Source organism: Colwellia sp. MB02u-6 (genome assembly GCF_014077095.1).
Taxonomy (GTDB): domain Bacteria; phylum Pseudomonadota; class Gammaproteobacteria; order Enterobacterales; family Alteromonadaceae; genus Cognaticolwellia.
Map to the genome: position 1 here is coordinate 25,036 of NZ_JACGVG010000036.1, position 25,260 is coordinate 50,295.

At 39.6% G+C, this 25,260-nt stretch carries 24 protein-coding genes and 2 pseudogenes; 5 read left to right on the plus strand and 21 right to left on the minus strand.

Features of this window, described 5'->3' with window-relative positions; all coding sequences use genetic code 11:
* Window positions 1–116: 116 nt before the first annotated feature.
* Window positions 117–1,004: a LysR substrate-binding domain-containing protein gene (locus tag H4J46_RS12015; RefSeq protein WP_182233745.1), complete on the plus strand. Its 888-nt coding sequence runs from the start codon at window positions 117–119 to the stop codon at window positions 1,002–1,004.
* Window positions 1,005–1,304: 300 nt separating this feature from the next.
* Here H4J46_RS12015 and H4J46_RS12020 read toward each other — a convergent pair whose 3' ends face one another.
* From H4J46_RS12020 to H4J46_RS12040, 5 genes and pseudogenes are all read right to left on the minus strand, one after another.
* Window positions 1,305–1,697 carry an MmcQ/YjbR family DNA-binding protein gene (locus H4J46_RS12020; RefSeq protein ID WP_182233746.1) on the minus strand — a complete coding sequence of 131 codons (393 nt, stop codon included), beginning with the start codon at window positions 1,695–1,697 and terminating at the stop codon, window positions 1,305–1,307.
* A gap of 299 nt (window positions 1,698–1,996) precedes the next feature.
* Complete coding sequence (locus H4J46_RS12025) at window positions 1,997–2,188, minus strand: nucleoside recognition domain-containing protein (RefSeq protein ID WP_259365824.1); 192 nt, start codon at window positions 2,186–2,188, stop codon at window positions 1,997–1,999.
* 143 nt (window positions 2,189–2,331) lie between these two features.
* Window positions 2,332–2,694, minus strand: a pseudogene (locus H4J46_RS12030) (FeoB small GTPase domain-containing protein).
* A complete protein-coding gene (locus H4J46_RS17530; RefSeq protein WP_310650246.1) occupies window positions 2,625–2,765 on the minus strand; it encodes a hypothetical protein in 141 nt (46 codons plus the stop codon). The pseudogene H4J46_RS12030 and the gene H4J46_RS17530 overlap by 70 nt, the downstream one beginning before the upstream one ends.
* Complete coding sequence (locus H4J46_RS12040) at window positions 2,762–2,992, minus strand: FeoA family protein (protein WP_182233747.1); 231 nt, start codon at window positions 2,990–2,992, stop codon at window positions 2,762–2,764. Before H4J46_RS12040 ends, H4J46_RS17530 begins: the two co-directional genes overlap by 4 nt.
* A gap of 542 nt (window positions 2,993–3,534) precedes the next feature.
* Between H4J46_RS12040 and H4J46_RS12045 the strand changes: the two genes are divergently transcribed.
* Together H4J46_RS12045 and H4J46_RS12050 are read left to right on the plus strand one after the other, a co-directional pair.
* Window positions 3,535–4,788 (plus strand): serine protease, encoded by a 1,254-nt coding sequence (locus tag H4J46_RS12045; RefSeq protein ID WP_182233748.1) that lies wholly within the window; start codon window positions 3,535–3,537, stop codon window positions 4,786–4,788.
* A complete protein-coding gene (locus tag H4J46_RS12050) occupies window positions 4,779–5,747 on the plus strand; it encodes an FHA domain-containing protein (RefSeq protein WP_182233749.1) in 969 nt (322 codons plus the stop codon). Before H4J46_RS12045 ends, H4J46_RS12050 begins: the two co-directional genes overlap by 10 nt.
* Before the next feature lie 142 nt (window positions 5,748–5,889).
* Here the strand turns inward: H4J46_RS12050 and trpS are convergent, their stop codons facing one another.
* Together trpS and rpe are read right to left on the minus strand one after the other, a co-directional pair.
* A complete protein-coding gene (gene trpS / locus H4J46_RS12055) occupies window positions 5,890–6,894 on the minus strand; it encodes a tryptophan--tRNA ligase (protein WP_182233750.1) in 1,005 nt (334 codons plus the stop codon).
* 62 nt (window positions 6,895–6,956) lie between these two features.
* Entirely contained in the window at window positions 6,957–7,628 is a 672-nt protein-coding gene (gene rpe / locus H4J46_RS12060; protein ID WP_182233751.1) for a ribulose-phosphate 3-epimerase, read from the minus strand.
* Window positions 7,629–7,989: 361 nt separating this feature from the next.
* Here rpe and H4J46_RS12065 point away from each other — a divergent pair, with 361 nt between their 5' ends.
* Window positions 7,990–8,634, plus strand: a complete 645-nt coding sequence (locus H4J46_RS12065) for a TorF family putative porin (RefSeq protein WP_259365825.1) — start codon at window positions 7,990–7,992, stop codon at window positions 8,632–8,634.
* A 191-nt stretch (window positions 8,635–8,825) separates the two neighbouring features.
* Here H4J46_RS12065 and metL read toward each other — a convergent pair whose 3' ends face one another.
* Window positions 8,826–11,357: a bifunctional aspartate kinase/homoserine dehydrogenase II gene (metL, locus tag H4J46_RS12070; protein WP_182233752.1), complete on the minus strand. Its 2,532-nt coding sequence runs from the start codon at window positions 11,355–11,357 to the stop codon at window positions 8,826–8,828.
* Window positions 11,358–11,438: 81 nt separating this feature from the next.
* Complete coding sequence (gene metB / locus H4J46_RS12075; protein ID WP_182233753.1) at window positions 11,439–12,596, minus strand: cystathionine gamma-synthase; 1,158 nt, start codon at window positions 12,594–12,596, stop codon at window positions 11,439–11,441.
* A 233-nt stretch (window positions 12,597–12,829) separates the two neighbouring features.
* On the opposite strand from metB, the gene metJ reads away from it, so the two are divergent.
* On the plus strand, window positions 12,830–13,162 hold the full coding sequence (gene metJ, locus H4J46_RS12080) for a met regulon transcriptional regulator MetJ (protein ID WP_182233754.1): 333 nt from the start codon (window positions 12,830–12,832) through the stop codon (window positions 13,160–13,162).
* A 429-nt stretch (window positions 13,163–13,591) separates the two neighbouring features.
* Here the strand turns inward: metJ and H4J46_RS12085 are convergent, their stop codons facing one another.
* The 12 genes and pseudogenes from H4J46_RS12085 to mutL form a co-directional block, all read right to left on the minus strand.
* Window positions 13,592–14,005 (minus strand): VOC family protein, encoded by a 414-nt coding sequence (locus tag H4J46_RS12085; RefSeq protein WP_182233755.1) that lies wholly within the window; start codon window positions 14,003–14,005, stop codon window positions 13,592–13,594.
* Between the two features lie 44 nt (window positions 14,006–14,049).
* A complete protein-coding gene (locus tag H4J46_RS17290) occupies window positions 14,050–14,283 on the minus strand; it encodes a hypothetical protein (RefSeq protein ID WP_259365878.1) in 234 nt (77 codons plus the stop codon).
* A 21-nt stretch (window positions 14,284–14,304) separates the two neighbouring features.
* A pseudogene (locus H4J46_RS17295) lies at window positions 14,305–14,700 on the minus strand (PAS domain S-box protein); the annotation flags it as partial.
* A gap of 305 nt (window positions 14,701–15,005) precedes the next feature.
* Window positions 15,006–16,247 carry a malic enzyme-like NAD(P)-binding protein gene (locus H4J46_RS12100; protein WP_182233757.1) on the minus strand — a complete coding sequence of 414 codons (1,242 nt, stop codon included), beginning with the start codon at window positions 16,245–16,247 and terminating at the stop codon, window positions 15,006–15,008.
* 531 nt (window positions 16,248–16,778) lie between these two features.
* Complete coding sequence (locus tag H4J46_RS12105) at window positions 16,779–18,077, minus strand: adenylosuccinate synthase (RefSeq protein ID WP_182233758.1); 1,299 nt, start codon at window positions 18,075–18,077, stop codon at window positions 16,779–16,781.
* 126 nt (window positions 18,078–18,203) lie between these two features.
* Window positions 18,204–18,389, minus strand: a complete 186-nt coding sequence (locus H4J46_RS12110; RefSeq protein WP_182233759.1) for a DUF2065 domain-containing protein — start codon at window positions 18,387–18,389, stop codon at window positions 18,204–18,206.
* Window positions 18,390–18,518: 129 nt separating this feature from the next.
* Window positions 18,519–19,403 (minus strand): protease modulator HflC, encoded by an 885-nt coding sequence (gene hflC, locus H4J46_RS12115; RefSeq protein ID WP_182233760.1) that lies wholly within the window; start codon window positions 19,401–19,403, stop codon window positions 18,519–18,521.
* Window positions 19,404–19,406: 3 nt separating this feature from the next.
* On the minus strand, window positions 19,407–20,552 hold the full coding sequence (hflK, locus tag H4J46_RS12120; RefSeq protein ID WP_182233761.1) for an FtsH protease activity modulator HflK: 1,146 nt from the start codon (window positions 20,550–20,552) through the stop codon (window positions 19,407–19,409).
* Window positions 20,553–20,618: 66 nt separating this feature from the next.
* The gene (gene hflX / locus H4J46_RS12125) at window positions 20,619–21,905 is read right to left on the minus strand and encodes a ribosome rescue GTPase HflX (protein WP_182233762.1); all 1,287 of its coding nucleotides are present in this window, start codon (window positions 21,903–21,905) and stop codon (window positions 20,619–20,621) included.
* A gap of 33 nt (window positions 21,906–21,938) precedes the next feature.
* Window positions 21,939–22,187 carry an RNA chaperone Hfq gene (hfq, locus tag H4J46_RS12130; RefSeq protein ID WP_182233763.1) on the minus strand — a complete coding sequence of 83 codons (249 nt, stop codon included), beginning with the start codon at window positions 22,185–22,187 and terminating at the stop codon, window positions 21,939–21,941.
* Window positions 22,188–22,318: 131 nt separating this feature from the next.
* A complete protein-coding gene (gene miaA, locus H4J46_RS12135; protein WP_220463021.1) occupies window positions 22,319–23,275 on the minus strand; it encodes a tRNA (adenosine(37)-N6)-dimethylallyltransferase MiaA in 957 nt (318 codons plus the stop codon).
* The gene (gene mutL, locus H4J46_RS12140) at window positions 23,272–25,254 is read right to left on the minus strand and encodes a DNA mismatch repair endonuclease MutL (RefSeq protein WP_182233764.1); all 1,983 of its coding nucleotides are present in this window, start codon (window positions 25,252–25,254) and stop codon (window positions 23,272–23,274) included. The genes miaA and mutL overlap by 4 nt, the downstream gene beginning before the upstream one ends.
* Between the last annotated feature and the right edge of the window lie 6 nt (window positions 25,255–25,260).

A 25,260-nucleotide genomic window follows, 5' to 3' on the forward strand; every position in this document is an offset into this window, starting at 1 on the left:
AGTGATGTTAATTGAGTATGTAGCTATTGTATAAGTTGAATTGCTGTTGAATAACCCCTAGTATTTGTTTGTTATGTTCAAGTAATTTGAACAATTAAGTATTTGGATTAAACAACATGAAGAAACCACCTATAAGCCTGGAAGCATTACTTGTATTAGACGCCATTGAAACTCGTGGCAGTTATGCGGGCGCAGCAGAGCAATTAAATAAAGTGCCTTCAGCGCTTTCTTATATTGTTCAGAAGCTTGAAGAACAGTTAAATGTCACACTATTTCAGCGTCAAGGTCGTCGTGCTGTTCTTACGCCAGCAGGCAAGCATTTATTGTCTGAGGGGCGTAAAGTTTTGAGTGCGATCAATACGTTGTCAGAGCAAACGCAAACCATTGCTAATGGCTGGGAGCCAAAAATTCGTCTTGCTTGTGATTCAATTATGGATATAAAAACTGTTTTTAATGGCATAGAAAGCTTTTTAGCTGTACATCACAGCATTGAGATTGATGTGCAAGAACAGGTTATGAACGGCACCTGGGAAGCGTTAATTGACGACCGAGTTGATTTGGTGATTGGCGCCCCTGCACCGGTGCCTAATCAAAAAGGTATCCGTGCAATAAAAATAGCGGAGTTAAACAGTGTGTTAGTGGTCAATAAAGCACATGAGTTATCACTTATTAAGCAGCCAATTAAATCAGAACAGTTATCAGGCTATAGAAATGTGGTTGTTCATGACTCAGCACAGCATCAAATTCCATGGTCGGTCAATATGATTGCAGGCAGCCAACATTTTTTTGTCAGCTCTATTGCCATCAAAACTGCCGCTATTATTGCAGGAATCGGTATTGGCTATTTACCCAAAAACCTGATCCAAAATCACATTGAGTCAGGCGAGCTTATTGTGATCAAATTAGCTGAAGAACGTCCACCTCAAGATTTATTTATGGCATGGAAAATAACGAACAAAGGCAAGGGCTTAAATAAGTTAATAACAATTTTATCAAGGCATTAAGACTAGTGTTAAGCATTAACAGCACAAATGCTGATACTTACGATGGAGACACTCAACAGTACAGAAAATAATGTGAATGCCACATTAACAATTCAGCAAATGGTATACAAATTCAATGGATATCAGTTATTGCAGACGAGTCTGTAAGTTCAATACCATGGCGTTTGTTATTTTGGGTTGGGGTTTTGGAGCCAGGACTAATAGCGTTAGTCCTGGCTAGATTTAAGGCCATCAATTTAATAGTTCAGGTTGGCAGTCAGCATTCGTCAGTTTGGTGCTTTTTTAGTGCTAATATTAATTTTATAAAGGCATTAGAAGCGACTGCTGGTCTTGCTTGGGCATCTTGCTTACTACTAGCATGTATGAGTTATCAATCATGCGTTCAACTTCACCTTGTGGAATTGAACCATCTAAAATGACCGTATTCCATTGCGTTTTGTTCATATGGTAGCCTGGTATAACCGCAGCAAAAACATCACGTAGCATGACCGCTTCCTCAGGGTCACATTTTAAGTTGATACAATAATGTCCTGCCATTTTACCATTAGTGCCTTTTTCATTACCTTTGCCTAACGATAATGTCGCATACATTTTATGCTTTACTTTAAAAACACTCACATCAGGACCAAATGGAGTATATTCAATAGTTTCAGTTTTATTCAGTAAATAACGCTTTGCTTGTATGTTATCCATATTTTCAATACTGCTTTTTACAACTAAGATTAAATATAGCCTAAGCTGTTTAGTAATGTTCGACAAGATAAATAACGCTGTGTTGTTCAAAGATAGCGTTATCAGGTGCTATATCAGACGAATTGATGACTTAACGATAATTAAAGACCTGAGTGTTAACGATAAGAAACCAACGCAGGTATGGTAAGAATGTTTTTACCTGCTCATTTTAAAGCGTAATATATGCTAAAAAATACTGCTATGATCACAACAATACTGATGAACAAGTGAACAGGTTGTGATGAAAACACCGTAAGTTGTTAACATGCTGCTGCCGATAAGTAGGCTAACGTAAAACTCCATAATGCAGCAAAAATTGCCCAACGAGTACCCACTTCATTTTTAATTGCCCCCATTTCTGCCGCGCATGGTGTATAAAGTAAAATAAAAAGCAAATAAAAAAATGCGCCAATTTTACCCGCAAAAGCGGCTTGCATGATGTGTTGCCGCAAGCTTGGCGCTCTAATTCAAGTGGCATGCCTGAGTAAGCAGCTAATGCTTCGGGCAGGGTCAATAAATGCCTAACGACGCTTGAGCTAGGAATATTTTGTAATGCGGCGGTGATTTTTTTGCCAGCATGTTTTCCAACACTATTTTAAGTGACTACTGGGCAACCTAACTGAGCAGATAATTTTTGCAGATCTATATTAGCGGCTTCTTTACGATCTGATTTATTTAGCACCACTATCATAGGTAAACCAAGCTCAAGTAGCGGTGTAGTTAAATACAGCTGGCGCTTAAGTTGTGTGGCGTCAATCACATTAATTAAACAATCAATGGGATTTTGCTTAATAAAGTCATGAGTAACCGACAGATTTTTACTTTGCTGACTTCGCTGCGCTAAAGAGCTAATGCCAGATAAATCAGATAGTAATGTCAGTTTTTGATTTAGCTGACATTACTGCTGTTTGGCGGCAACCGTGACACCTGTCCAGTTACCTGTTTTCTGTTTTGCCACCGCCAATGCATTAAAAAGTGTGCTTTTCCTGAATTAGCAAAACCGACCAGTACAATATTTTTTTCGATCATTTGCTTAATAACTCAATGTTAATTTGCTTGGCAATGCTCGCTGACAGGCATATTTTTGTGCCATGCAAATGAAAGGTAAGTGGACCGTTAAAAGGCGCTTTATGGGCTAATGATATTTCACTTTTCAATGCGAAGTCCTGTGCAATTAACTGCGCACTTAAAGCGAAGTTTGCCGGTAAATAACTGATATGAGCTGGCTGATTAAGGGGTAATTCGTATAAGGTCATAGTCACCCACACCTAAATGATAACAAGATATTAAATAAACGTTTTAACGGTAGCTTGATCTGATACCGCTTTCATTAAATTATTAGCCACTTATGTTAGTTAAAACACAACACGGCAATTTGGCTATCCATCACAATAACCTGCTGCGGTGATTGAGAGTATATTACCGACAAATATTTCGGCACTTGTGCTTAATCTGGAACAATAACAATAGGATTTTATGTGCCTTATCTGCAGACAACAAGCTCACAAAGTTAATACCTGTGATAAACGCATAATCTAACGCTGTTATTACTTAAATAGACACCTATTAGTTTCATAAGCTTCTGTAGGTATTAAGTGGGCATTCAGATAGCACAAATTAATTTGGCTATTCATCATGGCTTTTTCTGTCCCATTAAACGTATTGCATCAAGCAAAATAGTCATATTATCGGATAAAAGATGACAAATTTGATTACACTGGCACAATGGTAGTCAGACAAGATCTGCTTTGCCTAAATATCAAACAGCTCCCAAAGTAACAATACAAAAGGATATGCAATGAAAGCTATTTTTGCTCTGCTACTTATGTGCTTTAGTGCATTAAGTTTCGCAGCTGAGCAGGCCGAAGAAATTTTTAAACAACTGGCCCCATCACTTTATCAAATTCGCTTAATTGACAAAGCCAGTGGTGAAAAATCATCCATTGGTTCGGGTTTTCAAATTAGCAGCAGTGGCCTTATTGCCACTAATTATCATGTTATTTCCGGTTTTGCACGTCATCCCAATAAATACAACATTGAATATTTAGACAACCAAGGTAACCAAGCTCCATTAACCTTAAAAAGTGTTGATGTCATTAATGACCTAGCCATAGTACAACGTGAAGTCACGGCTAAAATGCCCTTTTTTCAGCTTGCCCAACAAGCCCCAACTAAAGGTGAAGAACTGTATTCATTAGGCAATCCGCATGATTTAGGCATGATAGTTGTGCCCGGCACTTATAATGGTTTAAAAAAGGAATCATTTAATGACCGCATTCATTTTACTGGCTCGGTTAACTCAGGTATGAGCGGCGGCCCAGTGGTTAACAAAAATACCGAAGTTGTTGGTATTAATGTCGCTACTTCGGGTAATCAAATTGGCTTTTTAGTACCGCACGATAAGCTACTTGAGCTTTATCTGGCCTATAAAAATAAGCCACCAAAAAGTATTGAGCAGCAAATGGCTGCACAACTTATGCAAAATCAAGAAAAGTTAATCACCACAATACTGAACAGTGATTGGCAACTAAAACAGTTAGGACAAGGCTTAATTCCAACCATTGACGTGCCTTTTGTACGTTGTTGGGGTGAATCCAACTCAGATAAAACCGACGCACAAATTATGGCGGCTGTTGCTAATTGTGACCTAGATGAGAACACTTACATTTCTTCTGACTTTTTTACCAGTTCGTTAGAAATGGAATATCGCTACATGGAATCAGATAAAATTAGTAGCACTAAGTTTTACCATATTTTTGAACGTCAGTTAAACCAAGCCGCGCCAGGTAATAAAGCGGGTAAAGATGATGTCACTGAATATCAATGCCACCATGACATTGTTATGCCCAACAGCAGTAATATGAAGAATAAAGCGGTGTTTTGTACCCGCGCTTATAAAGACTTCCCCGCACTTTACGATGTGCTCTACATTGCCATCTCGGTAGATCACGAACAATACGCATTGCTCAGCCATTTTACGATTTCAGGTGTTGCACAAGAAACCTCATTAGCCTTTCTAGCTAAATTTATGGAGTCGGTTTCATGGAAATAATTATTGAAGAAATCAGTCATGGCCATAAATTATTAAGCCGCCACAAGTTTGCCTCAAATAACATTACCATTGGCCGCGGTTACGATAACGATATTATCATTAGTGACCCTCACGTTTGCGCTGATCACCTGCAACTGCGTTTTAATGGTGAACATTGGCTAGTCAATGATCAAGGTTCAATTAATGGCAGTTACCTTGAAGACAGTAAAGACAACGTTATTCAACACCAAGTACGTTCTGGCGACATTATCACTATTGGAAAAAGCCAAGTTCGTTTTGTCTTTCCCAGCCATCCGGTTTCAGAAAGTATCGCGATTAGTCCATTTGAAGGCTTAATTAACTTAGCACGTCACCCTATGGTACTGGCGTTAAGCATAACCTTATTTGCCTTTATTGGCGGTTGGATTATTAATTTAAACAATGTTAACGAAGTTAGCTTAACGCAAATACTCGTGCCAACTATTGGCTTAACGCTAGGTTTTGCCTTATGGCCAGCAGGTATTGCTTTAGTGTCGCATTTAACCAAACACGATGGCCGTTTTTGGACCCAAATGGGCATTAGCTTTATCTTCTTTAACTTAATGTGGCTCAGTGATATTTTTGAAAACATTGTGCACTTTAATACCTCAAGCAACGCTTCAATGTTATCGCTACTCGCCATTATTCCTTTGTTATTGGCGTTTTGTTTGTTTTGGCTCAACTGTTACGTTGGCTTTCATATGACATTAAAACGCAGAAGTTTCGTGTCTTTATGTTTGGTATTGTTGTTATTTGGCGGTAGTTTTATCGTCCAATTAAGTAAACAACCCGACTTTAATCCTCGACCGCGGTTTGACACCACAATAATGTCGCCAGCCTTCTTGTTTACACCGAGCAGTGATGTTGAAAGCTTTGTCAGTGACAGTGCTAAATTATTTGAAAAAGTAACGAAAAAGGCGGCTGAAGATAATAAAGAGTAGCGTTCATTCAGCCCTAAATACTTAAACAGGCTTAAGACTGCATTGAAAAATAAAAACTAAAAAGCCGTCGTAAATACGACGGCTTTTTTATGTCTGACTTAATTACTAGTTTAATAACGCATCAGCATGAGTAGTGCAGAGATTAAGGCTTAGCGATAAAACCAACCGCCTGATAAACCTCCGCAAGCAATTTACTCGCACGCGCAGAGGCTTTTTCAGCACCTTTGCGCATGACTTCATCCAGATAAGCTTGGTCATTACGAAATTGATGATAACGCGCTTGAATGGGCGCTAATAAAGCAACCACGGCTTCAGCTACATCACCTTTTAAATGACCATACATTTTATCTTCATATTCAGGGACAAGTTCAGCCACTGATTTACCGGTTGTGCACGATAAAAGTGATAACAAGTTTGACACACCTGGTTTTTCAGCTATGTCAAAATAGATATTCGCTTGCTCGTCCGAGTCAGTTACTGCACGTTTAATTTTCTTGGTAATTTTCTTGGTGTCTTCTAATAAACCAATAAAATTACCCGGGTTAGTATCAGACTTTGACATTTTTTTAGTGGGCTCTAATAAACTCATCACCCGGGCGCCAAATTCTGGAATATAAGGCTCTGGTACTTTAAAGGTTTCACCATGTAGATTATTAAATCGAGTTGCTATATCGCGGGCTAATTCTAAATGTTGCTTTTGGTCATCACCAACCGGCACTTTGTTCGCGCCATACAATAAAATATCTGCCGCCATTAATACCGGATAAGTAAATAAACCTGAGTTCATATTAGCTTCAGACTTTGCTGACTTATCTTTGTATTGCGTCATTCGGTTTAACTCACCCATTTGGGTGTAGCAATTTAATACCCAACTCAATTGCGCGTGTTCCGGCACATGCGACTGAATAAAAATGGTGCTTTTTTCTGGGTCAACACCACAAGCTAAATACAAAGCTAAACCATCTAAGGTTGCTTTACGTAAATCTTCAGGTTTAGGGCGCACCGTAATCGCATGTTGATCAACCAGCATATAATAACATTCGTGGCTATCTTGCATGTCCACCCATTGCTTTAACGCGCCAAGGTAATTACCAATAGTTAACTCGCCCGATGGCTGACAGCCACTTAATACAATAGGTTTGCTCATTTTTTATCCTTCAACTTTTCTTAATGTCAATGTAGTTTAATCGTGTTTTAATCAATAATTTTTTATTTTACTTTTGCAAGTTCTACACGCATTTCATCAATCGCGACTTTGTAATCTGGCTTGGAGAAAATAGCTGAGCCCGCAACAAACATGTCAGCCCCCGCTTTGGCTATTTCAGCAATATTGTCAACTTTAACACCACCGTCAACTTGCAAGCGGATGTCGTAACCACTGGCAGCAATTTTTTCACGTACTAAACGTAACTTATCTAAGGTGGTAGGAATAAAAGATTGGCCACCAAAACCAGGATTAACTGACATTAATAAAATAACGTCGAGCTTATCCATAACAAAATCTAAAACATGCAGTGGCGTTGCTGGGTTTAACACTAAACCTGCTTTACAGCCGTGATCTTTAATCAACTGCAAAGTTCTATCAATATGATCGCTCGCTTCTGGATGAAAGGTAATAATATCAGCGCCCGCTTTGGCAAAGTCAGGAATAAGGCGATCAACGGGTTTTACCATCAAATGCACATCAATCGGCGCAGTAATACCGTAATCTCGTAATGACTTACATATCATTGGACCAAAGGTCAGGTTTGGCACAAAATGATTGTCCATTACATCAAAATGAATTACATCAGCACCAGCGCTGAGTACATTAGCAACGTCTTCACCCAAACGAGCAAAGTCTGCCGATAAAACTGAGGGAGCAATTAAAAAATTAGACATAATGATAACCTTAAAAAAATTTTTGCTACTTTACCTCAATTATCGTGATTTTGCGACTGAGAACCCACACAAAAATCGATATTAAAAGCAATAATAACAGCTAGATTAACGCTAAAGTTTTGGCTCATGACGCAATATTGAGCTCAATACTGGTGGTTATTGTGAGCAATGCTGTGCACCTTTTTTGTACATTAGTCTTTTTTTTGCACCAAGCCTGTACAAAGTGGCCAATTGGCTAAAACAAGAAACACCTTAATAAAATTACTAACTAACTGAAAATAAAGACTTTATAAAAAATTAATTAAATAGGCACTGTCTTTGCAGTGTCCTTAGTAATTATAAAAACTTAGTGGAATAAAATATGAACAAAACAATGACCTCTCTATCAATTGCGATGATATTAACAACTTCTGTACTTACAGCAACGTCAGCATCTGCTACTGGCATAGAAGGCTTAAGTGCCAATGTTGGCGCGGTATCACAATATATTTTCCGTGGTGTAGTACAAACAGACACTGCCTCAGCTAGTGCTGGTGTTGATTATGAAAACAGTGGCTTTTATATTGGCACTTGGGCAGCTGACGTGCAAGAGGGTTTAGAAGTAGACGTTTATGGCGGTTACGGTGGCGAACTCGACGGTGGTATAAGCTATAGCCTTGGCTTTACGACTTACCAATACACGGGTGATTTTGATACTTCTTATAATGAAGTAAACTTAGGCTTAAGCTACGGCATGTTTTCACTTTCTTATAATGTCGGTGAGTGGGAGGTTGAAGGTGCTACAAACCAAGACTATGACTTCTTATCTGCAACGGTTGAACATAAAGGATTTTACGCCACTTACGGCACTTGGGGTGACGATTTTGATGGCGATTACCTAGAAGCGGGTTACAGTACAGCAGTTTCAGGTTTCGACGTGGGTATTGCTCTTGTGGCTAATTCAAAAGAACTATCGGGTACTGAAAGTGACGAAAACCTAGTATTTAGCATAGGTACATCTTTCTAAGTAATCGCTTATTAACAGCTAACAAAACAAGAACAACACTTTTTTGATGGCTAATAAAACACAGGTTAATTAATTTCCTGGTGAATTTGGTGCGATACTTTTATTATAAAATATCGCACCAAAGCTTTACTTAACCTTCCTGGTAACGCTATTTATTTCCCCTTGGCATAACTTCCTACCAGCAAAAAAATTTAATTTAAACCTTTGATTTTAACTTGCTGCTGACGATGATTTAGCTGCTGGCAACTAATGACTAAATCAGCATGAATACCACCCGCAGTGACATCACGTCCAGCACCTGGACCACGAATAATCAGCGCATTTTCTTGATACCACTCGCTTTTAATTTGAAAAATATTATCACATGGGGTTAATTGTGCAAACGCGTCGTTATAGCTTAATTCTTCCAAACTAACTTTCGCACTCACTTGACCATTATCACTGATAAACCGAGCAACATAACGAATGCCACAGGCTTTTTCCTGTGCTTGCTGTAAGCGCAATAAAAACAACTCATCAAGTTCAGATGTTCGTTGCAGAAACTCCTCTAAGCTAATATCTCGTAATAACTCTGGCACTAAATTCTGACAGTCAATATCAGCTAAGGACAATTCAAAACCTGCGGCACGTGCTAAAATTAATAATTTACGCTGTACGTCTCGCCCTGATAAATCTTCTCGCGGATCCGGTTCAGTCAACCCTTGCGTTAAGGCATTCGACAACAGCGCCGAAAATGGCGTTGTACCATCGTAAAATTGAAATAGCCAGGATAAAGTGCCCGAGAATATACCCGAAATTTCTGTTATTTTATCACCGCTATTGATCAACTCTTTAATGCTTGAGTTAATAGGCAACCCAGCACCAACCGTGGTATTACCCAGCCATAAGCTATTATTTTTTTCTGCTGTTTTAAGCAATTGCTGATAATTTTCAGTACTTGAAGATGCCGCCCACTTATTGGCGCCAATAACATGAATGCCACGGGAAAAAAATTCTTCATACAACTGACTAAAGTCTTCGCTGGGTGTAATATCAACAACAATCAACTCGTCATAAGGGTGATTAGTCAACCAAGTTAACAGTTGCTTACTGTCGTAGGGCTGCGCTTGTTGTTGATAATGTAACAAAGCATTAGCGACATCGATGCCATCGGTATTTATTAAGGCTTTACTGGCACCCACTAAGGCGACTAAATGTACATTGTCTAAACCTGGAACACGCGCTATTTGCTTGGGTAACAGGGTTAAAAATCGTTGGCCAATATTACCTAATCCGGCGACAACAAGGGCAATATTTTTCGCGTCTTTGGTCATATCCGCGTGAACATTATTGAGTATTTCACTCGAGCATGGCTCAGGTAAAATCGCAATATAACTGTGTTCATTAAAGGCATGTAAAAAATGTAAGCTTTGTTGATGCTTAAGCGCTCTTTTAAATCTAGCGCGCATATCGCCTTGTTTCGCCACACTATGACCAACAATGGCAATAATTGCTACCGGCCTAAAGGTCACTTCGGTGTCATGACTGGCTAGCCATTGGCTGACCGCCTTTTGTTGGGCCTGCGTGACGACTATATAACCTTCGTCAATATTGTAGCAAATCGGTGAAAATTCACTTACCGCTAATTCACCAGACTTAGCTAAAAAGCTGCTTGATTTCGCTAATATTAAATCGTTTAAACTGGTGACTGAAAGTTCTTGTTTCGCTATTTGGCCAAACTTGCCTATTTCAGTGCCGCTAACCTCTGGTGCAAAACTACTGGCAACATGTAAATGGGTATTATGGTTGGTTAATGGCTTTAAGGTTTTGGCATGTAATACTGGGTTACCCAAACGGCCAAGTTCATTGGCAACCGCATTAGGTAAACGGTGTAATTTTCTCGCTAAGGGTACAAGCCTTGGGTCAGCACTATAAATACCATCAACGTCAGTCCAAAGCGTTACATTGCCCGCGCCTAACAGTGCCGCCATTATAGTTGCTGAGTAATCACTACCATTGCGCCCTAACGTGCAAGCTTGTTGCTGTTGATTACGCGCAATATAACCAGTAACGATCACCAGTTGGTCTTGTTGTTGAAGCGGTAAAAAGTTTTCTTGGCTCACGCTATAGTCAACGGCACAATTTTTTTCATCTTTTAGTAAAAGAAAGTCTCTGGCATCCAACATATAACTTGGACACACACTTTCACTCAATACCGCAGATAATAATCGTGCTGACCAAATCTCACCAAAGGCCAATAAATCATTTTGATAACTAAATAGATCACTAAGGGGATCACTCAGCGGATCACTGAGTAAATTTTCTGTTATTTGTGCAACATCCTGCTTCAGTAAACTTTTTAGTCTAGCAGCACTACTGACATTTAAGAGTTGATCAATTAACTGAGCTTGCGTCGCATCAAGTGCAGTAATAGTTACCCCTAAATGCTCACGCAAGGTTTTTACGTCATGACTCTTGCTCACTTGCTCAGTGTTAAGGGAAGTTATTTCCTGAAGCTCAACCGCGAGTTGATAAATATTAAATAATGCATCTGTGGTATTGCCATTGGCAGATACCACAATAATGTCATTGAGCTGGCAATGCTGCCGAATAATATCCACCACACGTTCCACACAAGCACTGGTTGCTAGACTACTGCCACCAAATTTATGGACATTACAGGCAACTTTTGCCAAGTGATTTTTTGCAGAGCTAAGCTTTACCGCTGTATTTGAATCGATCATTTTACTACCACAGGTATGACAGCCTTGTCATACCGCCTTTAAATTATTTATATATAACGCTTAAGATTATAAGTAACTGCTTTAAGCTTGGCTGGCATCGAGCGCCTGAGATAGGTCGGCCAGTATATCGTCAATATCTTCAATACCAACAGAAAGTCGCACTAATGACTGGGTAATACCGGCGGTAAGTTGTGCTTCAATTTCCATCCCAGCATGGGTCATGGTTGACGGATGACAGATTAAACTCTCAACACCACCAAGTGATTGTGCCAGGGTGAACAGTTCAAGTTTATCAAACAGTATTTTGACGGCTTCAACGCCGCCTTTAATCTCAAAACTCATCATAGCGCCAAAATCATACTGCTGTTTTTTAGCTAATTCATGTTGCGGATGGCTAGCTAAACCCGGAAAATAAACCTGTTGAATAGCTGAATGCTGTTGCAAAAATTTTGCCACAGCATTGGCATTAATTTGATGCTGCTTCATCCGTATTGGCAAAGTTTTTAAGCCACGTAAAGCTAAAAAGCTATCGAAAGCTGAACCCGTAATACCAATGCAGTTTGCCCACCAAGCTAGTTTTTCACCTAAAGCTTGTTCTTTGGTGACTAGCACACCGCCTACTACGTCGCTATGACCATTAATGTATTTAGTGGTGGAGTGAAAAACAATATCTGCACCTAATAATAAGGGTTGCTGCAATACCGGCGACATAAAGGTGTTATCAACCGCCACTAATGCGCCAACTTGATGGGCTTTTTTGGTAATAGCAGCAATATCAACTAAGCGTAACAATGGATTACTCGGTGATTCAACTAACACTAATTTAGGTTTTGTTGCTAAGGCTTGGGCTAAGGCTTGTTGATCGTTTTGATCAACCACCACGAGAGTAAACTGACCCCGTTTGGCAAGATGGGTAAATAATCGAAAACTTCCACCATAGCAATCATGCGGAATAACCACTGTGTCTTGTGTATTGAGTAATTGGCAAATAAGATGCACCGCTGACATGCCGGTATTTGTCACAATGCCAACGGCACCCTTTTCTAAATCTGTAATAGCTTGGGCAAACGTAGCGCGAGTTGGATTACCAGTGCGTGAATAATCAAACTGACGCTTGTTGTTAAAACCTTTCAGTGCATAGGTGCTTGAAAGATGAAGAGCTGGAATAACAGCGCCATGGTGTTGGTCGCTATTAATACCTGCTCGAACAGCGGTAGTGGCAATTTTTTTCTCGCTCATGTGTACTCCGGTAAAAATATTTTCTTTATAGATGTTTGGACGTCTATCAATCTAAATGCTTTAAAGCTTGCGGTCAAGTACTTTAGACTTCTAAACTTCTACACATTCGTTATTGACTCACGCCCCACAACCAGTAAAATCAAGTAGTAAGAATAAATTTATCACAAACTGGCCTACCAGACCGGTTTAACAACGATAAATTTATCTCAATTAATTAGCATAGAGGAATATTCATGGCAGAGTGGAATGGCGAGTATATTAACCCATACGCCGAACACGGGAAGAAAAGTGAACAAGTCAAAAAGATCACCGTGTCTATCCCTTTACGTGTGTTAAAAGTGCTCACTGATGAACGTACACGTCGCCAAGTGAATAACTTGCGTCATGCCACCAACAGTGAGCTGTTATGTGAAGCGTTTTTACACGCTTTTACTGGCCAACCATTACCTGATGATAGTGACTTGGCTAAAGACAACACACAAAAATTACCCGCGAGTGTTCGTCGGGCTTTGGCAGCAAAAGGTATAACTGACTTTAGTGAACACGAAGCGGAATTAGAAGATTAAAACCAGTAGTACAACAAGCAAATAAACAAGGCGCTGATTAGCGCCTTGTTTATTGCTGAAAATATAGGTGATTAGCAAGAGTTGCTTTGAAATATAAAGCGGGATGACTCCTGTAGTATGTGGCTAAAGATCAAAAAATAATTATTTTTGTTCATCAGAATTATTTGAATATACATCAAACTTGGACGATATTGCTTTAGTTTGCATTGAGAGTGCTGCCAACAAAGTCAGCATCGTTTAAATAAAGTAAAATTATGCCCGTCACTCATATGGCCTCATCCACCTTTACATCATCTTGATTTACTTAAACTTAATTTCTCATCGTTGCCACAAATTAAAAAGCTTAATAACTGAACTTGAATATCATCGAATTTAACTAAGCAGCTAAATTAACTCATGACTGACGGCTGATAACTGATAGCTATGAATCTACCCAGTCGCATCATGCAACTGCAATAAATCCCACTTAGTACCATATAAATCTTTAAACACGACAACCGTGCCATATTCTTCCACACGCGGCTCTTCGTTAAACTCGACACCTTGGCTTTTCATCTGTTGATAGTCGCGCCAAAAGTCATTGGTTTGCAGAAATAAAAATACTCGTCCGCCCGCTTGATTACCCACTGATTGACTTTGCTCGTCGTTACTGGCTTTAGCAAGCAGTATGTTGGTGCCATTTGAATTTGGTGGTGATATTTGTACCCAACGTTTTCCACCGCCTAAGTCAGTATCTTCAATAAGCTGAAAGTTTAATTTTTTGCTATAAAATGCAATCGCATCATCGTAGTCTTCAACCACGAGGGCAATATTTGATATGCTTTGTTTGATCGTTTTAGTCATGCTTTGTTCTCTATTCATTTTCATTACTCATCGTCCAAGTAACGCTATTTTAACGTATTTTTTTCTCCGTAATGAACTTTGCATGATTTAATTAAAAAAACCTCACCTAGAGGTCTTTTTTCACCATAACTAGCCACTAGCTCTACCTGCGACAACATTTTGGTGATTATTGGGCTTCTACCCACCAAGCCAGCAGACGACCACTCTTGCGCTAACTCGTTCTGTAGATCGGTATTTTCAGCCTGAAGTTGCTCAGTAAGCGATTGTACATTTTCCAAGGCACTGCGCAGTGCCAACTCAATTTGTTGTTGCTGACTAACATCACGAAATACCGCAACAGCACCAATAATATGGTTATTTTTATAAACCGCTCGTGTTGTGTACTCAACAGGGAAGTTACTGCCATCTTTACGCCAAAAAACCTCACTACTAACCTGTCGAGAAATACCATCAAGCGCGGTATTGAATATTTTACATTCACAAGCAGGATAAGGCTCACCATTGCTATAACTATGATGATGAAACTAATGAATATTTTGTCCCAATAGTTCAGCGTAAGACCAGCCGGTCATGGCTTCTGCAGTCGGGTTAATAAAAATAGCCCGCCCTTGTGTATCTGAACCGTAAATACCTTCACCTATGGAGTTTAGTAATAGTTCAGAATCGGCGAGATAGGCTTTAATTTCTTTATCCATTAATATTCCTAAAGTGACTTACTAGGTGCAAATAAACTCTGTTATTTACGCTAAATATCGAGGTTAATCTTAAGCCACGATATAGCGTGGCTATATTGGCAACAGCCTTGATAGTGGCAATTTTTTAACGACGGTAGCAAATTTTGCCAATCACATTCACTGTTATCAATTTATTAGCAATGTTTGATGTCGGCGGTACCTAAGTTAAAAGTTGAATTTAAGAGAGCCCAAAAAGAAAGGGAAGCTATAAGCTTCCCTTCTATTTGATTATCAGTTTAAAACTGCATTACTTAAAAGCGCAGCCGTTAGCCTTGGTAATTCTCTGGCATTGCGAGTGCCGCTACACCTGAGTCTACCGCCGCTTGTGCAACCGCAATAGCGACGGCCGAACGTAAACGTGAGTCCATAGGTTTTGGAATAATGTAATTTCTACCAAAATTTAAGTCGTCACAGCCACTAGCCGCTAATACTTCCTCTGTCACTTGCTCTTTTGCTAAGGTGCGAATGGCATGTACGGCGGCAATTTTCATTTCGTCATTAATGATGCGTGCCCTTACGTCTAAAGCGCCACGGAAAATAAAGGGGAAACAAAGTACATTGTTAACTTGGTTTGGGTAGTCTGAACGACCGGTAGCGATAATTAAATCATTGCGTGTTGCCAACGCCAGTTCAGGTTTAATTTCTGGATCTGGGTTTGAACATGCAAAAATCACTGGCTTAGCGGCCATCAGCTTTACGTGTGACGGTAATAATAAGTTAGGCCCAGATACACCAATAAATACGTCAGCACCATCGATGGCGTCTTCTAGCGTGCGCTTATCAGTATTGTTAGCAAATAATTTTTTATATTCATTTAAATCGTCACGGCGGGTGTGAATAACACCTTTCGTGTCGAGCATATAAATTTTTTCACGTTGTGCGCCGCATTTAATCAACAATTCCATACAGGCAATGGCTGCAGCACCAGCCCCCATACAAACAATGTTAGCGTGTCGAAGTTCTTTACCTTGAATTTCTAGCGCATTTATCATTCCTGCTGCCGTTACAATAGCAGTACCATGCTGATCGTCATGAAATACCGGTATTTTACAGCGTTCAATGAGTGCTTTTTCAATAACAAAACATTCAGGTGCTTTGATGTCTTCTAAGTTAATGCCACCAAAGCTGTCAGCAATATTGGCTACCGTATTAATGAAGTCTTCAACGGTTTTATGGTTAACTTCAATATCAAACGAATTAATGCCAGCAAAACGTTTAAACAATAACGCTTTTCCTTCCATCACAGGTTTAGAGGCCATTGGCCCTAAGTTCCCTAGACCTAAAATAGCGGTACCGTTGGTAATAACAGCAACGGTATTACCTTTGCCAGTATATTTATAAACGTCATCAGGGTTTGCAGCAATAGCGCGAACAGGCTCAGCAACACCGGGGCTATAAGCAAGTGAGAGATCTTTGCTTGTTTCAGCAGGGGTCGTTAATTCAACACTAATTTTGCCCGGCGTTGGGTATTGGTGATAATCAAGTGCTTGTTGGCGAAGATCTGTCATGTTTATTCCTAATGTGTGAGTCTACTACGTTAATTTTATGTGTTAACTTGAGTCGATACTATTATTGTTGTTTACATGTTATTGCAATGCGCTGGCTAATTTCAAGCTATTTTGTATATATTAATTCGCTACAAGCTATATTTAATATAGGCTTTTAAAATTCATATTTCATATAACTTAGCTAAATATTCAACATATATTGTTAACTATTCATAGAGAAATAGCGCTTAGAATCGCTAATCAAACCATAAGTAACTTAATCATAAGCTTTAAGTGTAAATCCGCTGCTCTACTTATGAAACTCAGCACCTTTGTATCATTTCATGATAGATAACAGAATTTCACTGCTATTCTTCTAACCTGACTTCTTAGCAGAAGCTAAACTGGTTAACCTCTTTACTTCAATTGCCATCCAACAGGATAGCACTTTAGATACTACAGGGAGCTTATCTTGAATGAATAGTTAGGTAATTGGAGGTATAAAAAAACCACCTAAAAGGTGGTTTTTTAAAACGATTCAATGAAATTTAATTATTCGTCAAACGGATTAACTAAAATCATGGTCTCGATACGATCTGGGCCAGTTGAAATAATATCAATAGGTACGCCAGTAATCTCTTCAATACGTTTAATGTAAGCAATCGCATTGGCTGGTAGAGCGTCAATAGAAGTGGCACCAACAGTGGTTTCACTCCAACCTGGCATTTCTTCATACACTGGGGTAATTTTTTCGTAACCCTCAGCGGCTGTTGGGGGCACAGTAATAATATCGCCTTCAGCTGTTTTGTAGCCAGTACATATTTTTAATGTTTTTAAGCCGTCTAAAACGTCAAGCTTAGTTAAACAAAAGCCACTAATACTGTTAACTTGCACCGCACGATGCATAGCGACAGCGTCAAACCAACCACAACGACGTTCACGGCCAGTAGTTGCACCAAATTCGTGCCCTACAGTGCCTAAGTGATTACCTACTTCGTCATTTAATTCAGTTGGGAAAGGACCCGAACCAACACGTGTTGTGTATGCTTTAGTAATACCTAGCACGTAATCTAAGTAAAGTGGACCAAAGCCGCTACCAGTAGCAACGCCACCAACTGTGGTATTTGATGAGGTGACATACGGGTATGTTCCGTGGTCAATATCAAGCAATGTACCTTGTGCCCCTTCAAACATAATAGATTCGCCCGCTTTACGCGCTTGATCTAGCATTTCAGAGATATCAGCAACCATACCTTTAATTATGTCAGCAACAGCCATAGCATCAGCAAGTACTTCTTCATAACTTACTGGTTCAGCTTGGTAATATTGCGTTAACACGAAATTATGGTATTCCATAATTTCTTTTAATTTCACGGCAAATGATTCTGCACAAAATAAATCACCGACACGTAAACCACGACGAGCCGCTTTATCTTCATAAGCTGGACCAATACCACGGCCTGTAGTACCGATAGCTTTGCTACCACGCGCTTTTTCACGAGCGGCATCTAATGCGTTATGATAAGGAAGAATTAATGGACATGCATCGCTGATTAAAAGACGGTCACGTACTGGTACGCCACGTTCTTCTAACATGGCCATTTCTGTCATAAGTGCTTTAGGACAAAGAACAACACCGTTACCGATTAAACATTTTACGTTGTCACGTAATACGCCAGATGGAATAAGATGTAAAACGGTTTTTTCACCATCAATGACTAGTGTATGACCCGCATTGTGGCCACCTTGATAGCGCACTACATATTTGGCTTTATCAGTAAGTAAGTCGACGACTTTACCTTTACCTTCGTCACCCCATTGGGTGCCTAGAACTACGACGTTTTTACCCATGTTCACATTTTGGTAAGAAAATTAGGCGAGGATTCTATCAAATATCAATATTGAGTCCAAGCAATAATTGTTGAATTTTAATGCGTTATTAAAAAAACCAGTGGTAGTGCAGAGTTAGCAAAGGAATTAATTTACCGTCCAAAGCAGCATAATACCGATTAACAGCAAAAATAAACCTATTTGACGAATAGTATTAACCGGTTCATTAGCTAATTTTAAGACATAGGCTCGCCATTTATTCGGAAATAGTGCTGGAATCACTCCTTCAATAATTAACGCAATAGCTAGTGCCATGAGTAACGTAGACAGCATATAAATCCCTTATCTAAACCAATACAATCAAAACCAAATTTAAGACGCTTTGAGTGCATTTTTTAAGTGATAGAAACACAAAAGCCATGACAATGTCATGGCTTTTAAATCACTATTTAACCTTAGGTACTAATTAGTTTTTTTACCATTCTTTAGGTAATTAAAGAAGTCACTGTCAGGTTTAACAATTAAAATATCACTCTTAGAACTAAAACTGTTTTCATAAGCTTCTAAACTACGGAAGAAGTTATAAAACTCAGCGTCTTGGGTGTAAGAGTCTGCATACACTTTCGCTGCTAGGGCATCACCTTCACCACGAACTTCTTGTGCATTCTTCTGTGCTGTTGCTAACATAACAGTTACTTTAGCATCAATAGTGGCACGAATGATTTCAGCTTGCTCTTGACCTTGTGAGCGATGTTCTTTCGCCACAGCGGTACGTTCAGCACGCATACGTTCGTAAATTGAATTACTGACCTCTGTAGGTAAGTTAATAGCTTTGATGCGAACATCAATCACTTCAATACCTAAATCTTCACGGCTACTTGTAGCACTTTCTAATGCTTGGGCCATGATGTCATCTCGATCACCAGAAACAATTTCTTTAATCGTACGTGTACCAATCTCGGTACGTAAGCCATTATTTACTTTCTGTTTCAATAACGCACGAGCGTTCTCAATTGAACCTGTAGTACGTAAATAATAGGTTGAAAAGTTAACAATACGCCATTTAACAAATGAGTCGACCATTAAATCTTTCTTCTCAGATGTTACAAAACGATCTGGCTCTTCGTCCAAGGTTTGTATACGCGCATCAAGTTTACGTACTGTGTTAATAAATGGAAATTTAAAGTGTAAACCTGGCTCATAAACTTTCATGTCGCCGGTATCACTGTCACGCGTAATTTTTGAGAACTGGAAAACTATGCCACGTTGGCCTTCAGTCACAACAAAAACAGACGAAACTGTTAGCACAAGTATTAAGGCAATAATTGCCAATATAAAATTCTTCATGGCTTAGTCTCTCCCATTATTGAAACGATCATTACGACCGGATAATGCTGGTGCAGTATTAGTACTATTTGACGACTGGTTTATCGCCGGTGCTGATTGTTGCGTAGCACGTTGACTACTAGACTGCTGTTGCATAATTTTATCTAGTGGTAGATAAATCATGTTATTGCCGCCGTCAACATCAACCATTACTTTACTGGTGTTGCTATAAACTTTTTCCATCGACGTTAAATACATACGCTGACGTGTAACTTCAGGTGCTGCTTGATATTCAGGTAATAACTTGTTGAAACGAGCAACGTCACCTTCTGCATCAAGTAGTATCTGCGCTTTATAAGCGAATGCTTCTTGTTCTAAACGCTTAACACGACCACGAGCACGAGGTTCAATGCCTCTTGCATACGCCTCCGCTTCACGTAAGAAACGCACTTCATCTTCTTGTGCAGCAATGGCGTCATCAAAAGCGTCTTTGACTTCTTCAGGAGGACGAGCGTCCTTGAAGTTAACATCGACAACAATCAAACCTAAATTATAAGGTTCAATAATTTCTTCTAACTCTTTCCATACCGCTTGGCGCACAGCTTCACGACCACTGGTCAAAATGTCATCCATTTTTGAGTGACCGACCACATAACGCAAAGCACTATCAAGCGATTCACTTAAGCTTTCATCGGCATTAGTAACGCTGAAAATATAATTACGTGCATTAACCACACGATATTGAATTTGCATTTCAACACGAACAACATTCTCATCTTTTGTTAGCATAAAGCCTGAAGAAGGAAGGTTACGCGTGGTTTGCATATCAACTGGAATAATACGTTCAGCGAACGTCCACTTCCAACGTAAACCAGGTTCTACCGTGCCAGCATACTGACCAAAGCGTAAGACGATACCTTTTTCAGCTTCTTTAATGGTAAAAAAGCCAGCGAAGGCATAGCCCAAAATCGCCACAATAAGCACTACCATGATGCCGATACTAGAAAAGTTTTTCCCTGCACCGCCTCCTGATTTGTTGCCACCGAAAAGACCGCCAAATTTATTGCCGATATCCTTTAATAAATCATCTAAGTCAGGTGGGCCTTGATTTTTGCCACCTTTGTTTTTCCAGGGGTCTTTCTCATTATTCCCCGGTTCATTCCAAGCCATGCTATTCTCCGCTATAAAAAATTAATGCGCTAACTGCTATATTAACCACGCTAATATAGCAGTCTGTTAAGTGTGAATAAAGTGCTCTATTTCTGCTTCGTCTTGTTTTAGTAACTGATTCCATTCTCTCACCGGTAATTTTATATCTAATAAACAATTACCTTTCTCGTCATAATGCTCATTAGTAATACAATTTAACTGGTAAAGTTGACCGCGAAGTTTACCGGCACTAGGCGGTAAACAGAGCAAGTGTTTAATGATTTGTTTACCTAATCGTTCTGACAGTGCTTGAAATAAGAGCTCAATGCCAATGCCTTTCTGGGCTGACAGCCAAACACGAATAGGTAGCCCTTGATCATCACGATCAATTCTGGGTTCAACATCATCTAACTGGTCTATTTTATTACAAATCAATAGTTGTGGAACATCGCCCGCTTCTATCTCTTTTAAAACTTCTTCTACTTGTTCAATATTTTCGCTACGTCGTTCATCAGCAATGTCAATAATGTGCAGCAACAACTCTGCTTCTCTTGTTTCAGTTAACGTCGCTTTAAATGCGGCCACTAAATCATGGGGTAGATGACGTATAAATCCTACGGTATCGGCCAAAATGACACGGCCGACTTCATCCACTTCAATTTTGCGCAGAGTTGGGTCTAAAGTGGCAAACAATTGATCGGCCGCGTACACACCTGCCTGGGTTATTTGATTAAATAATGTTGATTTGCCGGCATTGGTATAACCCACTAAAGAAAGTGTTGGGATTTCAGCTCTAGTTCTCGCCCGACGCCCCTGTTGCCTTTGCTTTTCAACTTTCCCCAAGCGTTTACGAATGTTGACCATGCGCTCACGTAATAAGCGCCTATCTGTTTCCAACTGAGTTTCGCCTGGCCCACGTAAACCAATACCACCTTTTTGGCGCTCTAAGTGAGTCCAACCGCGAATTAATCGTGTACTCATATGGCGTAACTGTGCTAATTCTACTTGTAATTTACCTTCGTGAGTTCGAGCTCGTTGGGCAAAAATATCTAAAATTAGCGTCGTACGATCAACCACACGACATTGACACAAGGCTTCAATATTTTTTTCTTGAGATGGCGATAAACTATGATTAAACAAGACAATATTCGCATCGAACATACGCACAGCATCAGCCACTTCTTCTACTTTACCAGTACCAACAAAATATTTCGGGTGCGGGGTAGCGCGTTTACCTGTGATGGTATTTAACGCACTTATACCGGCAGAACTTGCAAGCATTTCAAATTCTTGTAAGTCTTCACGGGTATTATCGTCGGGAAAATCTAAATGAACAAGTATAGCCCGCTCACCTGCCTGATATCTATCAAACAAATGAGCAACTCAATACAATACTAGCTTTTTGCATCAATCTTCTATGTCCTGATTTATTTGTGGGACTGGCATACTAGTTACAGCTCTAGCCGGCACTACCGTTGATATAGCGTGCTTATACACCATTTGACTAACGGTATTTTTAAGTAAAATTACAAACTGATCGAATGACTCTACTTGCCCTTGTAGTTTAATGCCATTAACCAAGTAAATTGCTACAGGAATACGATCACGACGTAACGCATTCAAAAATGGGTCTTGTAAAGATTGCCCCTTTGCCATTATTAGGTACCTTTTTTATTTTTGGTGAAAGTTAAATATTCTATTTGAATATTTTATTAAAAATACTTTATTAAAATTATTCAATAAAACTAGCTAGTTAATACACAGCCGTTTTAATTATACATCAATGTTTAAAGTTTGCTTACTGCCGATAAAATAACTTTTAAGTTATTTTCATCATCCATATGTAACCACTGTAAGTTTTGCCAATTCCGTAACCAGGTTAACTGTCTTTTTGCTAACTGACGTGTTGCACAGACACCTCTGAAAACCATCTCATCGTGATCATAGTCACCCGCTAAATGTTGCCACATTTGTCTGTAGCCAACACAACGAATAGCCGGCAAGTCAAGATCCAAATCAGCCCTTTCTTTCAAGCCGGTAACTTCTTGTTCAAAGCCTTGTGCTATCATTTGCGTAAAGCGTAACTCTATCCGTGCATGCAAGTCACTACGCTCTTTCGGTGCTATCGCAAATTGTAAAATATTTCCGTTGACTTTATCACCTTTTATTTCGGTCAATTGTGTCAAAGTGTTACCTGTTTTTCGATAAACTTCTATCGCTCTTGCAAGTCGCTGCGGATCATTTGGATGAATGCGCTCTGCTGAAACAGGGTCAAAACTATGTAACTCTTCGTGCATAGCAAACCAACCTTTTTCAGCCGCTTCTAACGCTATTACATCTCTAATATTTTGGTCAGCTTGAGGCAATGGCGAAATACCATCAATCAAACTTTTAAAGTACATCATAGTACCGCCAACCAATAAAGGAATCCGACCATTTTCTCGACTTTTTGCAATGGCCTTAAGCGCGTCTTGACAAAAATCAGCGGCAGAATAACTTTCACTGGGATCTTTAATATCGATCAATTGATGTGGATAAGCAGCTAATTCATCCGCTGTTGGTTTCGCCGTACCAATGTCCATACCTTTAAAAACTAACGCTGAATCAACACTAATAATGTCACAGGGTAGTACATCATATAATGCCATTGCTAGAGCAGTTTTACCTGAGGCTGTGGGCCCCATTAAACAAATAACGGGTGGCTGTTTATCGTCAATATGCTCTTGGTTTGCCAGCTTAGTCATTTCGGTAATATTTTATCTAACTCATTTATAGAAGATGTGAGGTCTATGGCGACCGAATTCAAGCGTAGTTGCTGTTCAAATTGACAATTAAAATCACTTTCAGCATTTCGCCACACCTGTAATGCCTGTGCTTGCGTACATTCTTCGCTTAGCATAAGGCTAGCCAATGCCATTTGCCAATCAATTTCAGCGTAGACACCTTCTTGATTTTCAACGTCTAACTGTTTAATTAGCTTATCAAAACTATAAGCTATATCTTTATTTCTTAGCAAAGCAGGAAATTGTCGAATTTGTAATGTGCTGGTCTGTAACTGGCGAATTTCCATACCCATATGCTGAAATTGTTTTTCATTTATTTGCACAAATTTAGCTACTTTTTCACTGACCTTAATTTTTATTGGCAGTAATAACGGCTGGCTCACCAATTTTTCATGCCAACGTTGCTGGATGACTTGCAGCCGTAACAAGTGTTCGAGCTTGTTCACTGATAATAAACGTAACGCCTGGCGTTGTTGAATAACAAGATAATGTGGTGCCTGCCAGAATAAAATTTTTGTCGCATCTGTCATTTCGTCTTGCGTTGATGATGCAGTATTTACCAATATTGGCATGGCGACTGTTGACGCTAACTCAGTCGTTATGGCTGGTAGTTCAGGCTCAGTTACCTGTGAATTAAGCGCTAACGGTGTCATTAAATCACTGTAGGCTTTACTCGCTTGAGGATTTATTTTTGTCGAATAATGTCGCGCGTTAGCTTGAGAAGAATTGCTGCTAATTCGCTGGTCTGTGTTATCACCGGTATATTCGGCTTTTTGGCTTGCAGCCTGATCTCTAGCTAAAGTATTACTTTGCAGATCACTATCAGTACTTGCCCGTAAAGGGGTAATAAAGCTAGAGGCTTGAATCTCAGCTTGCTGATGGCTTTGAACCCCGTTATCAGGCGTTAGAATTTCGCCGGTACTATTGTCAACCTTGAGCGGTAACTCATGGGTTAAGGCACGATTACAAACCGAATAAATAAAATCATGCACATAACGCCCTTGATGAAAACGTACTTCATGTTTGGACGGATGAACATTGACGTCAACTTCACAAAAATCGAGTTGTAGAAACAAGACAAATGCAGGGTAGCTATCACTGGGCAATAAATCAGCATAAGCTTGACGAATAGCATGATTAATTAACTTATCGCGCATCATACGATTATTAACATAACTGTAAGTAAGATCATTTTGGTTACGATAATAACTTGGTTGGGCAATCCAACCCTGTAAATTTAGGCCATCATGTTCGCAATTAATTTCTATCGCATGATCAATAAATTTTTGTCCACAAACTTGTGCAACCCTTTTACTGCGCTGTATCGATGAATTAGCGATGCGAAATTGTTTAACCACTTTATGGTTATGGGTAAGAACAAAAGTAATAGCAAAATTTGCCAAAGCAATGCGTTTAATCACTTCTTCAATATGAGCAAACTCTGTTTTTTCTGTACGTAAAAATTTTCGTCTTGCTGGCGTGTTAAAAAATAAGTCGCTCACATCAATTGTCGTACCATTTGGGTGAGCAGCAGGCTTGATTGACACCACCATGTCACGCCCTTCCGCATTCGCTTGCCACGCTGACGCTTGTGCTTCAGGCTTAGAGGTTAAAGTTAACCGGGCGACAGAACTAATACTGGCTAATGCCTCTCCACGAAAGCCCAAACTACTAATGGCTTCAAGATCATCAAGGTCTTTAATTTTACTGGTGGCATGTCGGCTCAGCGCTAACGCTAACTCTGCTTTAGCAATACCCTTGCCGTTGTCGATAATGCGAATCCGCTTGGCGCCGCCTTTTTCAATGTCTATTTTAATGCTTGTCGCGCCAGCATCGATACTATTTTCTACCAGTTCTTTAACCACAGAGGCTGGACGTTCAACGACTTCACCGGCGGCAATTTGGTTGGCGAGACGAGCGGGTAATATGGCAATGGTCATGCGAAG